The organism is Ruegeria sp. AP12 (genome assembly GCF_056540025.1).
The window spans coordinates 73024-92195 of the sequence record NZ_JBQFVZ010000001.1; the positions used below are offsets into that span (position 1 = coordinate 73024).

The window sequence follows — 19172 nt, forward strand, 5'->3', positions numbered from 1 at the left end:
ATCGGATGCGCCCCGGATCACGCCTGAAGGCACCATGAAACAAGACCGGCGGAGACAACCGCTCGGCCAGCAAAAACGTATGTAAAGGAAAACAACGCCACATGGCTAACGCATCCATGGAGGAATTCGAAGCCCTCCTGAATGAAAGCTTCGAAATGGACACACCCGAAGAGGGTTCTGTTGTCAAAGGCAAGGTTCTGGCGATCGAAGCTGGCCAAGCCATCATCGACGTCGGCTACAAAATGGAAGGCCGCGTTGATCTGAAAGAATTCGCAAATCCCGGCGAAGCCCCTGAAATCGCTGTAGGTGACGAGGTCGAAGTTTACCTGCGCGCCGCAGAAAACGCCCGTGGCGAAGCCGTCATCTCGCGCGAGATGGCCCGCCGTGAAGAGGCATGGGATCGTCTGGAAAAAGCATATGCCGACGACCAGCGCGTCGAAGGTGCAATCTTTGGTCGCGTCAAAGGTGGCTTCACCGTCGATCTGGGTGGCGCAGTTGCGTTCCTGCCCGGCTCGCAGGTTGACGTTCGCCCCGTGCGCGACGCTGGCCCGCTGATGGGTCTGAAGCAGCCGTTCCAGATTCTGAAAATGGACCGCCGCCGTGGCAATATCGTTGTGTCGCGCCGCGCAATCCTGGAAGAATCGCGTGCCGAACAGCGTGCCGAAGTCATCGGCAACCTGTCCGAAGGTCAGACCGTCGAGGGTGTCGTCAAGAACATCACTGAATACGGTGCATTTGTTGATCTGGGCGGCGTTGACGGCCTGCTGCACGTCACCGACATGGCATGGCGTCGTGTCAACCACCCGTCCGAGATCCTGACGATCGGCGAAACCATCAAGGTTCAGGTCATCAAGATCAACAAAGAGACCCACCGCATCAGCCTGGGCATGAAGCAGCTTCAGGAAGATCCGTGGGATCTGGTTGCTGCGAAATACCCGCTGGGCTCGGTCCATCAGGGTCGCGTCACCAACATCACCGACTACGGCGCGTTCGTCGAGCTGGAAGCTGGTGTCGAAGGTCTGGTGCACGTGTCCGAGATGTCCTGGACCAAGAAAAACGTCCACCCCGGCAAGATCGTTTCGACCAGCCAGGAAGTCGACGTCATGGTTCTGGAAATCGACGGCGCCAAGCGTCGCGTGTCTCTGGGCCTGAAGCAGACCATGCGCAACCCGTGGGAAGTGTTTGCAGAAACGCACCCCGAGGGCACCGAGGTCGAAGGCGAAGTCAAGAACATCACCGAATTCGGTCTGTTCATTGGCCTCGAAGGCGACATCGACGGCATGGTTCACCTGTCGGACCTGTCCTGGGACGAGCGTGGCGAGGATGCGATCCAGAACTACCGCAAAGGCGACGTCGTTCAGGCGGTTGTCTCGGAAGTGGACGTCGAGAAAGAGCGTATCTCGCTGTCGATCAAAGCCCTGGGCGGTGACAAGTTCGCCGAAGCCGTGGGCGGCGTGAAGCGTGGCTCGGTCATCACTGTCGAAGTGACTGCTATCGAAGATGGCGGCATCGAGGTCGAGTACGAAGGCATGAAGTCCTTCATCCGTCGTTCCGACCTGTCGCGCGACCGTGCCGAACAGCGCCCCGAGCGTTTCTCGGTCGGTGACAAGGTCGACGTCCGCGTGACCAACGTTGACAGCAAGACCCGCCGTCTGGGCCTGTCGATCAAGGCACGCGAGATCGCCGAAGAGAAAGAGGCCGTGGAACAGTACGGTTCTTCCGACTCGGGCGCATCGCTGGGCGATATCCTGGGTGCAGCGCTGAAATCGGGCGACTAAGTCCGGGCGCAGTCCCAAACATGAATTACGGCCTCGCGCACCCGCGCGGGGCCGTTTTTGTTGCGAATCAATATGTTCCGATTCATCGGCTTATTCGGGGTATCGCTCGCGCATTAAGTGTGGAAAACGGGAAAACTGGCAAAAAATCGCGTGAGTCCGCGCCAAATTCCCATGCCTTCGCCCATAGTTTGCTTTCCCCTGATCCGGCTTTTTCCCTATACTGTCAGAACAGTAGACCTGTCACACCGGCCGCCTGGGAGGGGTAGTACGAATGATCCGTTCAGAATTGATTCAGAAGATTGCCGACGAAAATCCACATCTTTATCAGCGTGACGTCGAGCGGATCGTGAACACCGTATTTGAGGAAGTGACAGATGCCATGGCCCGCGGCGACCGGGTCGAGCTGCGCGGATTTGGTGCATTTTCTGTGAAAAAGCGCGATGCCCGTGTCGGGCGAAACCCTCGCACCGGTGAGACCGTTCAGGTCGAAGAAAAATGTGTACCATTTTTCAAGACGGGTAAGTTGCTAAGGGACCGATTGAACGGTAAAGCCTGACCCCATGATGCGCTACCTTCGATATGCTTTTCTCGGGACCCTTGGGATCATCCTGATTTCGGTGTCTCTGGCCAATGTTCAATCGGTTGAACTCAAGCTGATGCCTGACGCTCTGGCCGAGTTGCTGGGGTTCAATCTGACCACCACTTTGCCCTTGTTTCTGGTGGTGCTGGGTGGAGTTGTGGCCGGTCTGGTCATCGGGTTCCTGTGGGAATGGCTGCGTGAGCACAAGCATCGCAAGGACGCGACCGTGAAAAAAGGCGAAGTCCGCAAGCTTGAGCGTGAAGTCAAGAAGCTGAAGAAAAAGCAGAACGAAGGCAAAGACGAAGTTTTGGCCATTCTGGACGAAGCCAGCTAAGGCGCACCCAATGTCCGATGTAAGGTTCAAGATCTGCGGCTTGTCCGTCCCTGATCATGTGCGCGCTGCGGTCGAGGCCGGGGCGGGCTATGTTGGGTTTGTGTTCTTTCCCAAATCGCCCCGTAATGTGACGGCAGCAGACGCGGCCGAATTGGCGCATCTGGTTCCGGCAGGTGTTGCAAAAGTGGCTTTGGTCGTCAACGCGACGGATGAGGAATTGGACGCCATTACCTCAACCGTCGCGCTGGACATGTTGCAACTGCATGGCAAGGAAAGCCCCGACCGTGTGGCGCAAGTGCGGGCACGCTACGGCCTGCCCGTGATGAAAGCCATTGGCGTGGCCGAGGCCGAAGATCTGGCCGCGATTGACCTATATTCAGATGTGGCCGACCAACTGCTGATCGATGCCAAGCCACCCCGCAATGCAGAGCTTCCCGGCGGCAACGGGTTGGCCTTTGACTGGCGCTTGCTGGCCGGTCGCAAATACTGGCGGCGTCCCTGGATGCTGGCCGGCGGCCTGACGCCTGAAAACGTGGCTGAAGCGGTGCGCATGACCGGTGCGCAGCAGGTCGATGTTTCATCTGGCGTTGAATCGGCCCCGGGCGAAAAGGACGCGGCCCTGATCAAAGCCTTCGCAGCCGCGCTGGGGTGATCTGATCCGCGCCTTGTTTCGTATCTCCTGCAAGGGGAGATGGAACATGCTGGCAGCCATTGGCGGTATTTCGTTGAAACATTGGTATAACGCGCCCGAGTTCTTCTGGCGCACGCGACAGGCGTTGCATCAGGCCAAGGGCGACCCGCTATGCGTCCATGCGGACGTGTTCCATCAGGCGGGCCTCTATTTCTCGCTCAGCGTCTGGCAGGATATCGAGGCGATGCTGACCTTCGCGCAATCCGGCCCGCATCGCCGCGTGATGCTGGCGGCTGACCGGCTGGCAAATGTGAACCGGTTTTATCACTTTCCTTGCATTGGCGTACCGACGCCCCAGCAGGCCGTGGACGTTTGGCAGCAGTACACAGATCGCGCGTCATGATGCGTTTTGCCCATGGCAAATCCCGCCGCCACCTCCTATGAACAACGGGTACGACGAGTGGAGACACCCATGGCCAACGATCTTTTCAACTCTTTCATGTCCGGCCCCGATGAACAGGGGCGTTTCGGTATCTTCGGCGGACGGTTCGTCAGTGAAACGCTGATGCCCCTGATCCTGTCGCTGGAAGAGGAATACAACAAGGCCAAGGATGATCCGACCTTCTGGGCCGAGATGGATGATCTGTGGGCCAATTATGTGGGCCGCCCCTCGCCGCTGTATTACGCCGAACGCCTGACCGAGCATCTGGGCGGCGCGAAGATCTACCTGAAACGTGATGAGCTGAACCACACCGGCGCGCACAAGATCAACAACGTGTTGGGCCAGATCATTCTGGCACGCCGCATGGGCAAGACCCGGATCATCGCCGAAACCGGGGCAGGGCAGCACGGCGTGGCCACCGCCACCGTCTGCGCCAAGTTCGGCCTGAAATGCATCGTCTACATGGGTGCCCACGACGTACAGCGTCAGGCCCCGAACGTGTTCCGCATGCGTCTGCTGGGGGCCGAGGTGATCCCGGTAACAAGCGGCAGAGGCACGCTGAAAGATGCGATGAACGACGCGTTGCGGGATTGGGTAACCAATGTGCGCGACACATTCTACTGCATCGGCACCGTCGCTGGCCCTCACCCCTATCCGGCAATGGTCCGCGACTTCCAGTCGATCATCGGCAAGGAAGCCAAAGAGCAAATGATGAAGGCCGAGGGCCGTCTGCCTGACACGATCATCGCAGCCATTGGCGGTGGTTCGAACGCGATGGGCCTGTTCTATCCGTTCCTCGACGACAAAGAGGTCAACATCATCGGCGTCGAGGCCGGCGGTAAGGGCGTGAACGAGAAGATGGAACACTGCGCCTCTCTGACCGGTGGTCGCCCCGGTGTGCTGCATGGCAACCGCACCTATCTGTTGCAGGATGACGATGGCCAGATCCTCGAAGGCTATTCGATCTCTGCCGGGCTGGATTACCCGGGTATCGGACCGGAGCACTCATGGCTGAATGATATTGGCCGCGCAAACTATGTCGCAATCACCGACAAAGAAGCGCTGGAGGCGTTCCAGCTGTGCTGCGCTACCGAAGGTATCATTCCGGCGCTGGAGCCCAGCCATGCGCTGGCCCACGTGATGAAAATCGCGCCGGAACTGCCCGAAGATCACCTGATCTGCATGAACATGTGCGGTCGCGGGGACAAGGATGTGCAGACCGTGGCGAAATACCTGAACTTCGACATGTCAGACACCGAAGGCCGCACAGCGGACTAAGCGCTAAAGCCTTTGAACGGATGGAACCGGCCCCACATGCATGGGGGGCCGGTTTTTCTTTGTCCTACGTGCAGAACGGTTTCGAACCCTTCGAACTACGCGGTGCCAAACGGACCTAAAAACGGTTCATTGCAATAAAGTTCAGGTGCTCCCTCGTGCACTCTCGAGGACGCGTTGGCCAATCGGGCCTTGGCGGGCTGTGGTCTTTGATGCCGAATTTAAGGCGGCGTCAGTTGGTTTTGGTGGAGTGTTGACGCAATATGTCCAGCGGCACAATCTCCAGCGCCCGCTGATGCGTGGCCTCAAGATGCACCTGCGGGGCGCAGCCTTCGTCATGGGCTTGCAGGAACCGGCCCGCACACAGGCACCAGCTATCGCCGGGTTTGAGGCCGGGAAAATCGAATTCGGGACGTGGGGTGCTTAAGTCGTTTCCGACATATTTCGAATAGGCCAGAAACTCGGCGGTCATCACAGCGCAGACCGTATGGCTGCCCTGATCCTCGGGACAGGTGTTGCAGGCCCCATCGCGGAAGAACCCGGTCAGGGGATCGCGCGAGCAGGGGGCGAGAACGCCCCCCAACACATTGATGCTGTCCTGCTTTTGCATGGACCTACCTTACAGGCTTTCGGCAATCTTGCGAAACATTCCCAAATTCACATCGTTCATGCCCGGTTCACGGAACTTACGATCCGCAGCCGTCGAGACGATCAGAACACCGCGCGCCCGGTCGATATAGATGTGCTGTCCATAGACACCACGGGCCATAAATTCACCTTCATGCGCGCCGGGCGGGATCCACCATTGATAGCCGTAGCCGTATTCATCGGGCGCTGTCGGGGCGCTGGGCGCAACGGCTTCGGCGATCCATTCAGCCGAAACGATCTGCTTTCCGTTGTATTCGCCCTCTTGCAGGATCATCTGACCGAACCGGGCGAAGTCTCGGGTGGTGAAGTTCAGACCGCCCAACACAAACGCAACCCCGTCACCATCGGTGATGTAGAAGCCATCTTGTTCCAGACCCAGCGGCTGTATGACCTTTTCCGTCAACAGGTCTGTCACGCTGCGCCCGGTCGCACCACGGATCACCATGCCGATGACATGGGTGTCGATCGATACATATTGCCAATCCTCGCCCGGGGTTACGAACGTGTCCTGCAACGAGGCCGCGAAATCGTCCAACTCACCGCCCAAAGCAATAACGCGGCCCATCCGGTTAATGTCCGAGTCGTAGTCCAGATAGTCTTCGTCGAAGGTGACGCCGCTGGCCATGTTCAACACATTGCGGATCGTCGCGCCGTCATAAGCTGTGCCCTTCAGGCTTGGCGCGTATTTCACCACCGGATCATCCAGCGAGTCGATAGCCCCCTCGGCCATCACGATACCGAACAAGGTGGCAAGATAGCTTTTGGCGACCGACCAGGAGATTCGCCGATCCTCGGGCGTGGTGCCCTGATAATAGTCTTCGAACAGAATCTGCCCGTCCTTGATCACCAGCAAGGATGTCAGCGACCGTTCCTCAAACCATTGGTCGGTTCCGTCAGGCAGCTCGATACCAGCGCCATAAGGAAGTTCGGACACCGGCCCGTCACCGCGCGGCAGGTTCGCCGTTAGGAATGCCTCATCCATATGAGAGAAATTGTAGACAATTTTCTCCTCCGAAAACAGAGAGTTCACGGCCATCAGGCGCTTGATCTCTTCGCGCTTCCAGAATCCGACAACCGCCGCTGCAAGCACCAGAATGAGCAGGATGCGCAGCACCCACTTCAACAATTTTCTCATAGATCTCCTCCAATTTGCGGATTGTTGTAGAACGCGGTTCGTTCAATTCGCAATTGGGACGTGGCGGCACTGCACGCGGATTCTACTTGAACTTATCCAGCAGTTTTTGCATCGCCGAACGACCGTCCGGCTGGGTCTCTGGTTCGGCTTTGATTGCAGGCGCGGCCGGTTTTGAGGCGGGCTTTGACGATCGCGGTGGTGCGGTGCGCAGGGCGACCGCATTCATGAACTTGCCGCCATCGCCATCGGCCAGGTGCCCGGCACCATCCGAGACACCGCGCAGCACATCCTCAAGCCAATCGCCATCGGCTTTGGCAAAGTCGCCCAGCACAAAGGGCGACACCATTTCCTTGCGCCCCGGATGCCCGATGCCCAGCCGAACCCGGTCGTAGGCAGGGCTGATATGTTCGTGGATCGAGCGCAAACCGTTATGCCCGGCATGCCCGCCGCCCGCTTTGACGCGCACTTTGCCGGGGGCCAGATCCAATTCGTCGTGAAACACGGTCACGTCGGTCGAGTCCAGCTTGTAGAACCGCATCGCCTCGCCCACGGATTGGCCCGAGCGGTTCATGAAGGTCTGCGGTTTGATCAGCAGCACTTTTTCGCCGCCAAGACGCCCTTCGGCGATCTCGGCCTGAAATTTGGACTTCCAGGGGCTAAACCCGTGATCCTCGGCAATCCGGTCCACGGCCATGAAGCCGATATTGTGCCGGTTGCGGGCGTATTTCGAACCCGGGTTCCCCAATCCGACAAACAGTTTCATCGTCTCGCCCTTCGTGCAGTGCAGGGGGTTGATGGCACGGAATACCACCCGATTCCAGCCCTACCAAAAGAAAACGGGGCCCGAAATGAGCCCCGTTTCAAAATCCAAACCGTTGGGTCCGGATTTATTCTTCTGCAGCTTCCTGGCCGACGACTTCTACTTCGTCCGCGGCCACTTCTTCGCCTTCTTCATCGTCGCTGGTCGACAGACCGGTCGGCGCCGAGATGTTGGCGATCACGAAGTCACGGTCGATGGTCGGCTTGGTGCCAGCAGGCAGATCAACCGACGAGATGGTGACAACGTCGTTGATGTTCAGGCCGGTCAGATCAACGGTGATCTTCTCGGGAATGTCACCGGCGGTGCACATCAGTTCGACTTCCGGGCGAACAACAGTCAGAACGCCGCCCTTCTTGATACCGGGTGCTGCTTCTTCGTTGATGAACTCAACGGGGATGTACAGCGCGATCTTGGTGGTCCGACGCAGGCGCATCAGGTCCAGGTGGGTCGGCAGGTCTTTGACGACATCACGCTGAACGTCGCGGCAGATGACGCGAACGTCTTCGTGGCCTTCAACCTTCAGGTTCCACAGGGTCGACTTGAACCGACCTGCTTTCAGGCGCTTGAACAGAACGTTGAACGGGATCTGAATTGGCAGCGGCTCTTTATCGCCACCAAATACAATGCCCGGAACCATGCCGTCGCGGCGTGCTTGACGAGCGGCGCCCTTGCCTGTCCCCGTCCGTTCCAGAGCTACGAGATCAGGAATCTCTCCAGCCATGATAATTCTCCAATGTTAGGGCGGGCATCCTCCAAGGCTGTATGCCCGCGTGAAGTCGCGTCCTTAGCTTGATTCATTGGGTTTGGAAAGGGGTTTTTGGCGGTTTTCCTTTTTGCGAGGCTCTGCCTCGCGCTCCGGGATATTTATAGCCAGATGAATAAAGGATCCATGCTTCATCTGGCCACAAATATCCCGGGGGAGTCGCCCGGAGGGCGGCGGGGGCAGAGCCCCCTACACACGCCCATCAGCTTTGCCAACGCCCGCCGAAATCTTCTGGGACCAACAGGTTGTGACGACCCAGATCGGTCACTTTGCGTTCTCCGCAAAGCGCCATAGTGGTGTCGAGCTCTTTTTGGATCACCTCAAGGGCGGTGGTCACACCGGTTTGTCCCATCGCACCCAAGCCATAGACGAAGGCGCGACCGATATAGGTGCCTTTCGCACCAAGCGCCAAAGCTTTCAGAACGTCCTGCCCCGACCGGATGCCGCTGTCCAGATGCACTTCGGTATCTCCGCCAACCGCATCCATGATTTCCGGTAACACCCGGATCGAACTGAGCGCGCCGTCCAGTTGGCGACCGCCGTGATTTGACACAATAATAGCGTCTGCCCCCAGTTTGGCCGCCATTTTTGCGTCGTCGGCGTCCAATATACCCTTCAGGATCACCTTACCGCCCCATTGCTCCATCAGCTTTTCGACCTTCGTCCAGTCCAGGCTTGGATCGAACTGTTCCGCGGTCCATGCGCCCAGCGAGGACGCATCCGAAATGCCCTCGACATGGCCAACGATATTCCCGAACTCTCGCCGTTTGGCGCGCAGCATTTCGATGCCCCAAGACCATTTGGTCATCAGGTTCGCGATGGTTTTCGGGGTCAGCTTTGGCGGTGCGGACAGGCCGTTTTTCAGATCCTTGTGCCGCTGGCCCAGGATTTGCAGATCCAGCGTTATGACCAGAGCGGAACAATTTGCATCTTTCGCGCGCTGGATCAGTCGGCTGACATAATCTGTATCCTTCATTGTATAAAGCTGAAACCAGAACGGATTGGTTGTGTGCTCGGCCACATCCTCGATCGAGTTGATGGACATGGTGGACAAGGTGAACGGCACGCCGAATTCCTCGGCGGCCTTGGCGGCTTTCATTTCCCCATCCGCATGTTGCATTCCGGTCAGTCCGACAGGTGCAAGCGCAACAGGCATCGCTACATCCTGTCCGATCATTTGCGACGCTGTCGAACGCCCGGCCATGTCCACCGCGACCCGCTGGCGCAGTCGGATTTGTTCGAAGTCCGAGCTGTTTTCGTGAAAGGTCTGCTCGGTCCAGCTGCCGCTTTCCGCATAGTCGTAGAACATGCGTGGTACGCGGCGTTCATAGATGCGTTTGAGGTCTTCGATATTGGTAATCACGGGCATGAAGCAGACCTTTTAGGTTTTGGTTAGAATTTCTTACCAAGTTTTGAAGATCCTCACTACGCCTTTCGTGATTGCCTTTTCCGTGTTCACTCCCCGGCAAAACAAAAGCCGCAGCGGGGTGACCCGGCTGCGGCTTGATTCAAGTAGTTTATGATGTGTTTATTCAGACGGAATGTGCCCCGTCGGACAGGGATTTGACAAAATCCAGCACCTCGGCAACCGGCTTGCCTGCGCCGATCTGGCTGACAATGGCCGAACCGACGACCGCGCCGTCTGCAACAGTTGCAATCGCGCGCGATTTTTCAGGTGTGTTGATGCCAAAGCCGACGATGACGGGCAGATCGGTTGCGGATTTGATCCGTGCGACCTCGGGTCCGACATTGGTGGCTTCGGCCTCTGCCGCGCCGGTGATGCCCGTGATCGAGACATAGTAGACAAAGCCCGAGGTGTTCTGCAGGACGCGCGGCAGGCGTTTGTCGTCGGTTGTAGGCGTGGCCAGGCGAATGAAATTCAGGCCCGCCGCCTGAGCGGGCAGGCAAAGCTCTTCATCTTCTTCCGGCGGCAGGTCAACAACGATCAGGCCATCGATTCCCGCAGCCTTGGCATCCGCCAGAAACGCGTCCACACCCCGGCTGTAGATCGGGTTGTAGTAGCCCATCAGCACAATTGGCGTCGTGTCGTCGCTTTCACGGAAAGCGCGCGCCAGATCCAGTGTCCGCTGCAAGGTCATGCCGCCGTCCAGCGCGCGTTGACCTGCGGCCTGAATGGTGGGGCCGTCGGCCATCGGGTCGGTAAAGGGTAAACCCAGTTCGATCACGTCCACGCCTGCGCCCGGCAACCCTTTGACCACCTCCAGCGAGGTGTCATAATCGGGGTCGCCCGCCATGACATAGGCAACAAATGCTTTCTTGCCTTCAGCTTTCAGGGCGGCAAACTTGGCGTCGATACGGGTCATCGGATGTCCTTGCAATCAGGTTTGGACCTGATGTGCAGAAAGTTTCACCGAAAATCAATCCCGCCCGGACCAGAACGGATCAGAAGCCCAGATGATACCGCAAGAGAAGGGTGTTCACGCCCGGGTTCGGGTCCTGCGTGCTGGCGTTCGACTTGTGGGTGATCGCAACCGAGATTTTGTCGCCGCCATTCAGCGTATAGCCGAGGCCCAGAAGGCTGCGGATCTGGAAACTGCCGCCCAGATCGTTTTCATCGCTGCCTTCATTGTAGTATCCCGGCATCACGCTGCCTTCGACAAACCAGCGGTCGTTGAGGCTGTATACCCCGATCAGACCGGCCCCGAGATGGGCGCCGCCATCGGCGTCAACTGACAGGGCCGCACCCCAACCGGCGCTGAACCGGGTCGCCTGGTGAAAGGGTTGATGCTGGTATTCCAGCGAAACAAGTGCCTGATCATCGGCGGCATCATCGGAAAAATCCGCGTATCCGGCACCAAAAATCAAGGATTGAGCCTGGGCTGCTGCAGGAAGGGCAAGCGCCAAAGCAGAGGCGAAAAGAAACTTCTTCATAACCGTATTTCTAAGGCTGTTACATCGTTACGCGCTAAGTGGTTATCGTAAGATGTAAATTTCAATTCGCGCAAGAACACGATTTAGGAACAGTTTCGTGATGTGGCCATTTGGGCTCGGTCCGTTTCGCGTCACGCTACTGCTTGCGCATTCCACCGCAGGTGCATAGAAGACGCCGTCACATCGCTTTCAGGAGGCCGCAATGGGCTTTAAAATGGGAATCGTGGGTCTGCCGAATGTGGGCAAGTCGACCCTCTTCAACGCGCTGACCAAGACCGCGGCCGCGCAGGCGGCGAATTTCCCGTTCTGCACCATTGAACCCAATGTGGGGGATGTGGCGGTTCCTGACGACCGGCTGGACAAGCTGGCGGCGATTGCCTCATCGAAGCAGATCATCCCGACCCGGATGACGTTCGTGGATATCGCTGGTCTGGTCAAAGGGGCTTCAAAGGGCGAGGGGCTGGGCAACCAGTTTTTGGCCAACATTCGCGAGACGGACGCCATCGCCCATGTGCTGCGTTGTTTCGAAGATGGCGACGTGACCCATGTGGATGGTCGCGTCGATCCGGTGGCCGATGCCGACACCATCGAGACCGAGCTTATGCTGGCCGATCTGGAAAGCATCGAAAAGCGTCGCGCCAATCTGGTGCGCAAGCTGAAGGGCAACGACAAAGAAGCGCAGCAGCAGGAGCGTCTGCTGGCCGAGGCGCAGGCCATGCTGGAAAACGGCAAACCCGCGCGTCTTGTCGAAGTGTCGGATGAGGACGCCAAGGCGTGGAAGATGCTGCAACTGCTGACCACCAAGCCGGTGCTCTATGTCTGCAACGTATCTGAGGAAGAAGCCGCCGAGGGCAATGAATATTCGGCCCGCGTGGCCGAAATGGCCGCAGCGCAGGGCAATTCTCACGTCATCATCAGCGCCAAGATCGAAGAAGAGATCAGCCTGCTGGAACAGGACGAAGCGCAGATGTTCCTGGAAGAGATGGGCCTGGAAGAACCCGGCCTCGACCGTCTGATCCGGGCCGGTTACGACCTGCTGAAGCTGGAAACCTATTTCACCGTCGGCCCGAAAGAGGCCCGCGCCTGGACCATCCGCACCGGCACCGCCGCGCCGCAGGCCGCTGGCGTGATCCACGGGGACTTTGAAAAGGGCTTCATCCGTGCAGAAACCATCGCCTATGACGACTACATCGCCGCCAATGGTGAGCAAGGGGCCAAAGAGGCGGGCAAGATGCGGGCAGAGGGCAAGGGCTACATCGTCAAGGATGGCGATGTGATGCACTTTTTGTTCAACACCTGAGGTTGTGTTGACCCTGCGCGTTGCGGATCGGTCGGATGCGTCCAACATCGCCGCGATCTCGATCGAGGTCTGGATCGGCACCTATCTCAAACGCGGGGTCAGCGGCTTTTTTGCGGACTATGCACTGGCCGAGTTCACGCCCTCGCGGATCGCGGAGCTGATCTGCGATCCCGAGGAATTCATTCTGGTATCGGACAATGCTGAGGGGATCGACGGGTTCATCCGTTTGTCCCCAGCACGCGATGCGCCGGTTGCAGGGTGGTCTGGCACAGAGATTTCCACCTTTTACGTTCAGCCGCGTCATCACGGTAAGGGTGTTGGTACGCGCCTGTTGAATGCGGCGCTGGCGCATTGTCGGGAACAGCAGGCCGGGACGGTCTGGCTGACGACCAATGCCGAAAACGATCCCGCCATCGCCTTTTATCTTGCGCAGGGGTTTGAGCAGATCGGCGAAACCCAATTCCGTATCGGGGATCAGGGTTTTCTGAACAATGTCTATGCATTGCGCCTGACCTGACTCTTTTCCCTGCTGCAAAAGCAGCTAGTCTGAGCCTCTGACCTAAACTTGGGAAACCGGTGCATGATCGAAATCCGCGACCTCCAACTGCTCAGCGCCCTCGCGCGGCATCGTCATTTTGCCAAGGCGGCCGAGGAATGTGGAATCTCGCAGCCTGCCTTCTCAATGCGTATCCGCAACCTTGAGGATCGGTTGGGCGTTTCCATCGTCCGCCGTGCCAACCGGTTTCAGGGCCTGACCGAAGAGGGCGAGATGATTGTCCAGCGGGCGCGGCGCATTCTGGACGACACCAAGGCATTGGAACAGCAGGTGCTAGCCGCCAAGGGTGAGATCACCGGGACGCTGATCCTCGGCGTGATTCCCACCGCGATTGCTTTCACCGGGCGTCTGGTCAAGCGGTTGCGGGACGCTCATCCCCGTATCGTCACGCGGATCGAGACCATGTCCGCGACCGCGATCCAGCACCGGCTGGACGAGGGCAGTTTGGATGCGGGCATCACCTATGGCGACAGCATCGGCACCGATCTGCGGCAGGTGCAGCCCTTGTATGAAGAGACCTATGTTTTGCTGGTCCCGTCTCACATGACGGATGAAACCGGCCCGATCCCATGGGCGCAGGTGGCCGAATTCCCGCTCAGCTTGTTGGAGCCGCAGATGCAGAACCGGCGCATTCTGGATCGGATTTTCGCCGAACAGGGCCTGCACCCGGATGTGGTGGCCGAGACCAGCGGCTTCACCGCCTCGATGGTGATGGCGCGTGAGGGGTTGGCGGCCACCGTTGTCCCCCGCGTTTTGGTGCGGGCGCTGGGCGATCTGAGGGGGACGCGCGTGTTGCCTCTGGTCGATCCCGTAGTCAGCAAACCGATTTGTCTGGCGACCCTGACCCGCGACCCGGAACTGCCCACGGTCGAGGCCCTGCGCGCTGTGGTGACGTCTTTACGGTGATAAGCTGTCGTTATCGTGCGATTGCGACAAGCGATTTGACGATATGCTAGTCTGATGAGACACGAGCCTTAATCGGAGGGCATCATGGCACCATTAGACACCAAGCCATCAGGCGCACCCAAGGGCGTCTGGAAGTCAGGTAAAGGCAAGGGGCGGCACACGCCCAAAGGCCGTCAGTTCACGGATGAGGCACAGGCGGAAATCACACGCCTGCTGGGCGACCGCCCACGCCGTCGCGACCTGCTGATCGAGTTCCTGCATCTGATACAGGATGCGCACGGCCATATCAGCGCCGACCATATCGCCGCGCTGGCGGTTGAGATGCGGATCGGACAGGCCGAGATTTATGAGACCGCTACATTCTACGCCCATTTCGACGTGGTAAAAGAGGGCGAGACGCCCCCGCCCGCGCTGACCATCCGCGTCTGCGATTCTCTGTCCTGCGAAATGGCCGGTGCCCAGCAGTTGCAGAAGGCGCTGGAAGACGGCTTGGACGCGTCGCAGGTCCGCGTGGTGCGCGCGCCCTGCATGGGCCGCTGCGACACGGCTCCGGTGCTTGAGATCGGTCATAACCACATCGACCGCGCCACCCCCGAAAAGGTGCAGGCGGCGATTGCGGCAGGTGACACCCACGCTCATCTGCCCGACTACGAAACCTTTGCCGCCTACGCCGAAAATGGCGGCTATGCCAAGCTGAAAGACCTGCGCGACAGCGGCGATTGGGAGAAGGTGCAAGAGGACGTTCTGGCCTCGGGCCTGCGTGGTCTGGGCGGCGCTGGCTTCCCGTCCGGCAAGAAATGGGGTTTCGTGCGCATGAACGAAGGCCCGCGCTATCTGGCCGTGAACGGGGACGAGGGCGAGCCGGGCACGTTCAAGGACCGTTACTATCTGGAACGTACGCCGCATGTCTTCCTCGAAGGCATGTTGATCGCCGCTTGGGCGGTCGAGGCCGAGACCTGCTTTATCTACATGCGCGACGAATATCCGGCGGTGCTGGAGATCCTGCGCCGCGAAATCGCCGCGCTGGAAGATGCGGGGATTGTCGAGAAAGGCTATATCGATCTGCGCCGCGGTGCCGGTGCCTATATCTGCGGTGAAGAATCCGCGATGATCGAGTCGATCGAGGGCAAAAAGGGTCTGCCGCGTCACCGTCCTCCGTTCGTGGCGCAGGTTGGGGTCTTTAACCGTCCGACCTTGGTGCACAACGTTGAGACGCTGTATTGGGTCACCAAAGTCTGCCGCGAAGGTCCGAAATGCCTGAGCAGCACAGAAAAGAATGGTCGTAAGGGCCTGCGCAGCTATTCGGTCTCGGGCCGGGTGGCGCAGCCGGGGGTCTACCTGCTGCCTGCGGGCTCGACCATTCTGGACGTGATCGAGGCTGCCGGTGGCATGGCCGAAGGGCAGACCTTCAAGGCGTATCAGCCGGGTGGGCCGTCCTCGGGCCTGTTGCCCGCATCGATGGATGATATCCCGCTGGATTTCGACACGCTGCAACCGCATGGCACCTTTATCGGGTCGGCCGCCGTGGTGGTCCTGTCCGATCAGGACACCGCCCGCGATGCGGCGCTGAACATGCTGCGGTTCTTCGAGGATGAAAGCTGCGGCCAGTGCACGCCCTGCCGGGCGGGCTGTGAAAAGGCGGTGAAGCTGATGCAGGCCGAAAAGTGGGATCAGGACCTGCTGGAAGATCTGTGTCAGGTCATGGGCGATGCGTCCATCTGCGGTCTGGGGCAGGCGGCCCCGAACCCGATCCGCCTTGTCATGAAACATTTCGCTGATGAAATCTGAGGGGAGACAGAGCCATGCTTGATGCAAGCCCAAACAAGACCGTCACCTTCAACCTGAACGGCGAAGACGTCACCGTGCCCGAAGGCTGGACCATCTGGGAAGCCGCCAAGGGGCAGGGGTTCACTATTCCGCACCTGTGCCACAAGCCGCAGCCGGGCTATCGGCCTGACGGCAATTGCCGCGCCTGTATGGTCGAGGTGGAAGGCGAGCGTACGTTGGTCGCCTCGTGCATCCGTCCGGCGGCGGACGGCATGGTGGTCAAGACCGACAGCGACCGCGCCGAGAAATCGCGGGCCATGGTCATGGAACTGCTGGTCGCCGACCAGCCCGAAGAGGCGCATGACACCTCAAGCCATTTCTGGGATATGGCCAAGCTGAACGATGTTTCAGACAGCCGTTTCCCGGCAAAAGAGGCCGAGAAAATCCCGCTGCTGGATGACAGCCACGTCGCGATGCGCGTCAATCTGGATGCCTGCATCAACTGCAACCTCTGCGTTCGCGCGTGTCGTGAAGTGCAGGTGAATGACGTGATCGGCATGGCCGGTCGCGGGCATACCGCGCAGGTGGTGTTCGACCAGAACGATCCTATGGGCGATTCAACTTGCGTGGCCTGTGGCGAATGCGTTCAGGCCTGCCCGACCGGTGCCCTGATGCCTGCCACCGTGCTGGATGACCAGCAAAAGGGCGACAGCAAGGATTTCGATAGCGAAACCGAAAGCGTCTGCCCGTTCTGCGGTGTCGGCTGCAAGGTTTCGCTGAAGGTCAAGGACGGTAAGGTCAAATATGTCGAAGGCATTAACGGCCCCGCCAACGAAGGCCGCCTGTGTGTCAAAGGTCGGTTTGGTTTCGACTATATCCACCACCCACACCGCCTGACCACGCCGCTGATCCGTCGTGAAGACGCGCCTGAAAAGGGCTTGAACGTCGATCCCGGCAATCTGGACACCCATTTCCGCGAAGCGACCTGGGAAGAGGCGATGGATCTGGCGGCCTCGAAGCTGAAAGCCCTGCGTAACGAAGACCCGCGCAGCGTTGCGGGCTTTGGTTCGGCCAAATGCACCAATGAAGAGGCGTATCTGTTCCAGAAGTTCATCCGTCAGGGTTTTAAGCACAACAATGTCGACCACTGCACGCGTCTGTGCCACGCGTCGTCTGTTGCGGCTCTGATCGAGAACGTGGGTTCCGGCGCTGTGACTGCGACCTTCAATGAGATCGAAAACGCGGATGTGGCGATCATCATCGGGGCGAACCCGATTGAAAACCACCCCGTCGCCGCGACCTATTTCAAGCAGTTCACCAAGCGCGGTGGCAAGCTGATCGTGATGGACCCGCGCGGTGTTGGTATGCGCAAGTTCGCTGATGAAATGCTGCAATTCCGTCCGGGGGCGGATGTCTCGATGCTGAACGCGATCATGAACGTGATCGTCGAGGAAGAGCTGTATGACAGCCAGTACATCCACCGCTGGACCGAGAACTGGGAGGCCGAGAAAGAGCATCTGCGCGCCTTCACGCCCGAGGCGATGGCCCCGATCTGCGGTATCGAACCGGATCAGTTGCGCCGCGTGGCGCGGACCTTTGCGCAGGCCAAGGCCGGTCTGATCTTCTGGGGCATGGGCGTCAGCCAGCACATTCACGGCACCGACAACTCGCGCTGTCTGATCAGCCTTGCGCTGATGACCGGCAATGTCGGCAAACCCGGCGCGGGTCTGCATCCGCTGCGGGGGCAGAACAACGTGCAGGGGGCCTCGGACGCAGGTCTGATCCCGATGTTCTTGCCGGATTACCAGTCGGTCATGGACGATGGTATTCGCGCCAAGTTCAACAACGTCTGGAACTCGGACGACTTTTCGAACGAGAAGGGCCTGACCGTTACCGAGATCATTGATCAAGCCTATGCGGGCAACATCAAGGGCATGTACATCATGGGCGAAAACCCGGCCATGTCCGACCCGGATGTGAACCACGCGCGCGATGCACTGGCCAAACTGGATCTGATGATCGTGCAGGACATTTTCCTGACCGAAACGGCGAACTATGCCGACATCATCCTGCCAGCTTCGGCGCTGTATGAGAAAAACGGCACGGTATCGAATACCAACCGTCAGGTACAGCGGGTGCGGCCCGCCGTGACCCCTCCGGGTGAGGCGCGCGAGGATTGGAAGATCACGGTCGAACTGGCGCAACGGATCGGGCTGAACTGGGATTATACCGACGTGTCTCAGGTCTTTGCTGAGATGAAGCTGACCATGGCCTCGCTGGACAACATCACGTGGGAACGGCTTGAGACCGAAACCATCACCTACCCGTCGCTGTCCGAGACCGACCCGGGGCAGGCGATTGTGTTTGGCGATGGCTTCCCCCGCGCGGATGGCAAGGCGCGCTTCACCCCGGCCAGTGTCATCCCGCCGGATGAAGCGCCGGATGACGAATACCCGATGATCGCCACCACGGGCCGTCAGTTGGAGCATTGGCACACAGGGTCGATGACCCGCCGTGCCACCGTTCTGGACGCCGTGGAACCGGAAGCGAACTGTTCGATGAACCCGCGTCAGCTAAAACTGATGGGGATCGAGCCGGGCGAAACGATCCGCCTGACCACGCGCCGCGGCTCGATTGAGATCATGGTACGGGCCGACCGGGCGATTGCCGAAGATATGGTGTTCATCCCGTTTGCCTATGTCGAGGCGGCGGCGAATATCCTGACCAACTCGGCCATCGACCCCTACGGCAAAATCCCCGAGTTCAAGTTCTCGGCCATTCGCGTCGAAAAGATCGAAGACGCTATCGCGGCGGAATAGGCAGGAAAGCCATCTGAAACGACCAAGGTCGGCCCAAGCAAGAGCCGACCTTGGTTGCACTGTTTCTTTTCCCAAGACCGGAAAGAATTAGCCCGAGACCAGAACCTTGCCTTTCTGGGGTTTTGGCATCTTGCCTTTTGCCTGCTGCACGACATGGGTGATTTCATGGGCAATCAGCTTATTGTTCTTTGAATCCGCACCCTTGCCAAAGTAGATGTCGTTTCCGTTGGTGAAGGCCTTAGCCTTTAGCTCTTTGCAGATATCGGCGGCATTCCCGCCGATGTGAACGCGGACCTTGGACAGGTCGGCACCCAACGCGCCTTCCAACCCGTCGCGCAGTTTCTTCTCCAGCTTGGTTGCCTTGGTCCCGGACACTTCGGTTCCGATCGCCTTTACTTTCGCCTTTTTGTTTTTCAATGCCCCGACGATTTTCTCGGCTTCTTCCGCTTTCATAAATGGCTCTCCGTATTGATTTCGAAGCCTTTTTTGCGCCGACCCGGTTCTGGGTTCAGTGACACGTTTCACA

Annotated in this window: 19 protein-coding genes; 11 read left to right on the forward strand and 8 right to left on the reverse strand. The window is 58.9% G+C overall.

Features of this window, described 5'->3' with window-relative positions; genetic code table 11:
* The first annotated feature begins 101 nt into the window (after window positions 1-101).
* The 6 genes from rpsA (at window position 102) to trpB (ending at window position 5043) form a co-directional block, all read left to right on the forward strand.
* Window positions 102-1778, forward strand: a complete 1677-nt coding sequence (gene rpsA / locus ACR0E6_RS00370; RefSeq protein WP_170454410.1) for a 30S ribosomal protein S1 — start codon at window positions 102-104, stop codon at window positions 1776-1778.
* Window positions 1779-2049: 271 nt separating this feature from the next.
* On the forward strand, window positions 2050-2334 hold the full coding sequence (gene ihfB, locus ACR0E6_RS00375; protein WP_050603110.1) for an integration host factor subunit beta: 285 nt from the start codon (window positions 2050-2052) through the stop codon (window positions 2332-2334).
* Window positions 2335-2341: 7 nt separating this feature from the next.
* Entirely contained in the window at window positions 2342-2692 is a 351-nt protein-coding gene (locus tag ACR0E6_RS00380; RefSeq protein WP_170454588.1) for a LapA family protein, read from the forward strand.
* A gap of 10 nt (window positions 2693-2702) precedes the next feature.
* On the forward strand, window positions 2703-3344 hold the full coding sequence (locus tag ACR0E6_RS00385) for a phosphoribosylanthranilate isomerase (protein ID WP_480580096.1): 642 nt from the start codon (window positions 2703-2705) through the stop codon (window positions 3342-3344).
* A 46-nt stretch (window positions 3345-3390) separates the two neighbouring features.
* The gene (locus ACR0E6_RS00390; RefSeq protein ID WP_480580099.1) at window positions 3391-3726 is read left to right on the forward strand and encodes a hypothetical protein; all 336 of its coding nucleotides are present in this window, start codon (window positions 3391-3393) and stop codon (window positions 3724-3726) included.
* 69 nt (window positions 3727-3795) lie between these two features.
* Window positions 3796-5043 carry a tryptophan synthase subunit beta gene (gene trpB, locus ACR0E6_RS00395; protein WP_480580102.1) on the forward strand — a complete coding sequence of 416 codons (1248 nt, stop codon included), beginning with the start codon at window positions 3796-3798 and terminating at the stop codon, window positions 5041-5043.
* A gap of 229 nt (window positions 5044-5272) precedes the next feature.
* Here the strand turns inward: trpB and ACR0E6_RS00400 are convergent, their stop codons facing one another.
* The 7 genes from ACR0E6_RS00400 to ACR0E6_RS00430 form a co-directional block, all read right to left on the reverse strand.
* The gene (locus ACR0E6_RS00400) at window positions 5273-5650 is read right to left on the reverse strand and encodes a DUF2237 domain-containing protein (protein WP_170520463.1); all 378 of its coding nucleotides are present in this window, start codon (window positions 5648-5650) and stop codon (window positions 5273-5275) included.
* 9 nt (window positions 5651-5659) lie between these two features.
* A complete protein-coding gene (locus ACR0E6_RS00405) occupies window positions 5660-6823 on the reverse strand; it encodes a serine hydrolase domain-containing protein (RefSeq protein WP_480580105.1) in 1164 nt (387 codons plus the stop codon).
* Between the two features lie 82 nt (window positions 6824-6905).
* Window positions 6906-7586 carry an aminoacyl-tRNA hydrolase gene (gene pth, locus ACR0E6_RS00410; protein ID WP_480580108.1) on the reverse strand — a complete coding sequence of 227 codons (681 nt, stop codon included), beginning with the start codon at window positions 7584-7586 and terminating at the stop codon, window positions 6906-6908.
* Between the two features lie 124 nt (window positions 7587-7710).
* A complete protein-coding gene (locus tag ACR0E6_RS00415) occupies window positions 7711-8364 on the reverse strand; it encodes a 50S ribosomal protein L25/general stress protein Ctc (RefSeq protein WP_170454398.1) in 654 nt (217 codons plus the stop codon).
* Between the two features lie 244 nt (window positions 8365-8608).
* Window positions 8609-9775 carry an alpha-hydroxy acid oxidase gene (locus ACR0E6_RS00420; RefSeq protein WP_480580111.1) on the reverse strand — a complete coding sequence of 389 codons (1167 nt, stop codon included), beginning with the start codon at window positions 9773-9775 and terminating at the stop codon, window positions 8609-8611.
* A gap of 163 nt (window positions 9776-9938) precedes the next feature.
* On the reverse strand, window positions 9939-10730 hold the full coding sequence (gene trpA, locus ACR0E6_RS00425; protein ID WP_170454394.1) for a tryptophan synthase subunit alpha: 792 nt from the start codon (window positions 10728-10730) through the stop codon (window positions 9939-9941).
* Between the two features lie 79 nt (window positions 10731-10809).
* Window positions 10810-11298, reverse strand: a complete 489-nt coding sequence (locus ACR0E6_RS00430) for an acyloxyacyl hydrolase (protein WP_170454392.1) — start codon at window positions 11296-11298, stop codon at window positions 10810-10812.
* 202 nt (window positions 11299-11500) lie between these two features.
* On the opposite strand from ACR0E6_RS00430, the gene ychF reads away from it, so the two are divergent.
* The 5 genes from ychF to fdhF all read left to right on the forward strand — a co-directional run bounded on the left by ychF (window position 11501) and on the right by fdhF (window position 18646).
* Window positions 11501-12598 carry a redox-regulated ATPase YchF gene (gene ychF / locus ACR0E6_RS00435; protein ID WP_480580114.1) on the forward strand — a complete coding sequence of 366 codons (1098 nt, stop codon included), beginning with the start codon at window positions 11501-11503 and terminating at the stop codon, window positions 12596-12598.
* Between the two features lie 7 nt (window positions 12599-12605).
* A complete protein-coding gene (locus ACR0E6_RS00440; RefSeq protein ID WP_480580117.1) occupies window positions 12606-13115 on the forward strand; it encodes an N-acetyltransferase family protein in 510 nt (169 codons plus the stop codon).
* Between the two features lie 63 nt (window positions 13116-13178).
* A complete protein-coding gene (locus ACR0E6_RS00445; protein ID WP_170520472.1) occupies window positions 13179-14060 on the forward strand; it encodes a LysR family transcriptional regulator in 882 nt (293 codons plus the stop codon).
* An 84-nt stretch (window positions 14061-14144) separates the two neighbouring features.
* Entirely contained in the window at window positions 14145-15848 is a 1704-nt protein-coding gene (locus ACR0E6_RS00450) for an NAD(P)H-dependent oxidoreductase subunit E (protein WP_480580120.1), read from the forward strand.
* A 14-nt stretch (window positions 15849-15862) separates the two neighbouring features.
* A complete protein-coding gene (gene fdhF / locus ACR0E6_RS00455; protein WP_480580123.1) occupies window positions 15863-18646 on the forward strand; it encodes a formate dehydrogenase subunit alpha in 2784 nt (927 codons plus the stop codon).
* An 87-nt stretch (window positions 18647-18733) separates the two neighbouring features.
* Here fdhF and ACR0E6_RS00460 read toward each other — a convergent pair whose 3' ends face one another.
* Window positions 18734-19099 (reverse strand): eCIS core domain-containing protein, encoded by a 366-nt coding sequence (locus ACR0E6_RS00460; protein WP_170736818.1) that lies wholly within the window; start codon window positions 19097-19099, stop codon window positions 18734-18736.
* Window positions 19100-19172 lie beyond the last annotated feature (73 nt).

Excerpts from the sequence above, each read along its gene's own strand:
- ACR0E6_RS00390 (WP_480580099.1), top strand. The coding sequence starts at position 3,391 with ATGCTGGCAGCCATTGGCGGTATTTCGTTGAAACATTGGTATAACGCG.
- ACR0E6_RS00400 (WP_170520463.1), bottom strand. The coding sequence starts at position 5,650 with ATGCAAAAGCAGGACAGCATCAATGTGTTGGGGGGCGTTCTCGCCCCC.
- trpA (WP_170454394.1), bottom strand. The coding sequence starts at position 10,730 with ATGACCCGTATCGACGCCAAGTTTGCCGCCCTGAAAGCTGAAGGCAAG.
- ACR0E6_RS00415 (WP_170454398.1), bottom strand. The coding sequence starts at position 8,364 with ATGGCTGGAGAGATTCCTGATCTCGTAGCTCTGGAACGGACGGGGACA.
- trpB (WP_480580102.1), top strand. The coding sequence starts at position 3,796 with ATGGCCAACGATCTTTTCAACTCTTTCATGTCCGGCCCCGATGAACAG.
- ACR0E6_RS00420 (WP_480580111.1), bottom strand. The coding sequence starts at position 9,775 with ATGCCCGTGATTACCAATATCGAAGACCTCAAACGCATCTATGAACGC.
- ACR0E6_RS00385 (WP_480580096.1), top strand. The coding sequence starts at position 2,703 with ATGTCCGATGTAAGGTTCAAGATCTGCGGCTTGTCCGTCCCTGATCAT.
- ACR0E6_RS00460 (WP_170736818.1), bottom strand. The coding sequence starts at position 19,099 with ATGAAAGCGGAAGAAGCCGAGAAAATCGTCGGGGCATTGAAAAACAAA.
- pth (WP_480580108.1), bottom strand. The coding sequence starts at position 7,586 with ATGAAACTGTTTGTCGGATTGGGGAACCCGGGTTCGAAATACGCCCGC.
- rpsA (WP_170454410.1), top strand. The coding sequence starts at position 102 with ATGGCTAACGCATCCATGGAGGAATTCGAAGCCCTCCTGAATGAAAGC.
- ACR0E6_RS00380 (WP_170454588.1), top strand. The coding sequence starts at position 2,342 with ATGCGCTACCTTCGATATGCTTTTCTCGGGACCCTTGGGATCATCCTG.
- ACR0E6_RS00445 (WP_170520472.1), top strand. The coding sequence starts at position 13,179 with ATGATCGAAATCCGCGACCTCCAACTGCTCAGCGCCCTCGCGCGGCAT.
- ihfB (WP_050603110.1), top strand. The coding sequence starts at position 2,050 with ATGATCCGTTCAGAATTGATTCAGAAGATTGCCGACGAAAATCCACAT.
- fdhF (WP_480580123.1), top strand. The coding sequence starts at position 15,863 with ATGCTTGATGCAAGCCCAAACAAGACCGTCACCTTCAACCTGAACGGC.
- ACR0E6_RS00430 (WP_170454392.1), bottom strand. The coding sequence starts at position 11,298 with ATGAAGAAGTTTCTTTTCGCCTCTGCTTTGGCGCTTGCCCTTCCTGCA.
- ACR0E6_RS00405 (WP_480580105.1), bottom strand. The coding sequence starts at position 6,823 with ATGAGAAAATTGTTGAAGTGGGTGCTGCGCATCCTGCTCATTCTGGTG.
- ACR0E6_RS00450 (WP_480580120.1), top strand. The coding sequence starts at position 14,145 with ATGGCACCATTAGACACCAAGCCATCAGGCGCACCCAAGGGCGTCTGG.
- ychF (WP_480580114.1), top strand. The coding sequence starts at position 11,501 with ATGGGCTTTAAAATGGGAATCGTGGGTCTGCCGAATGTGGGCAAGTCG.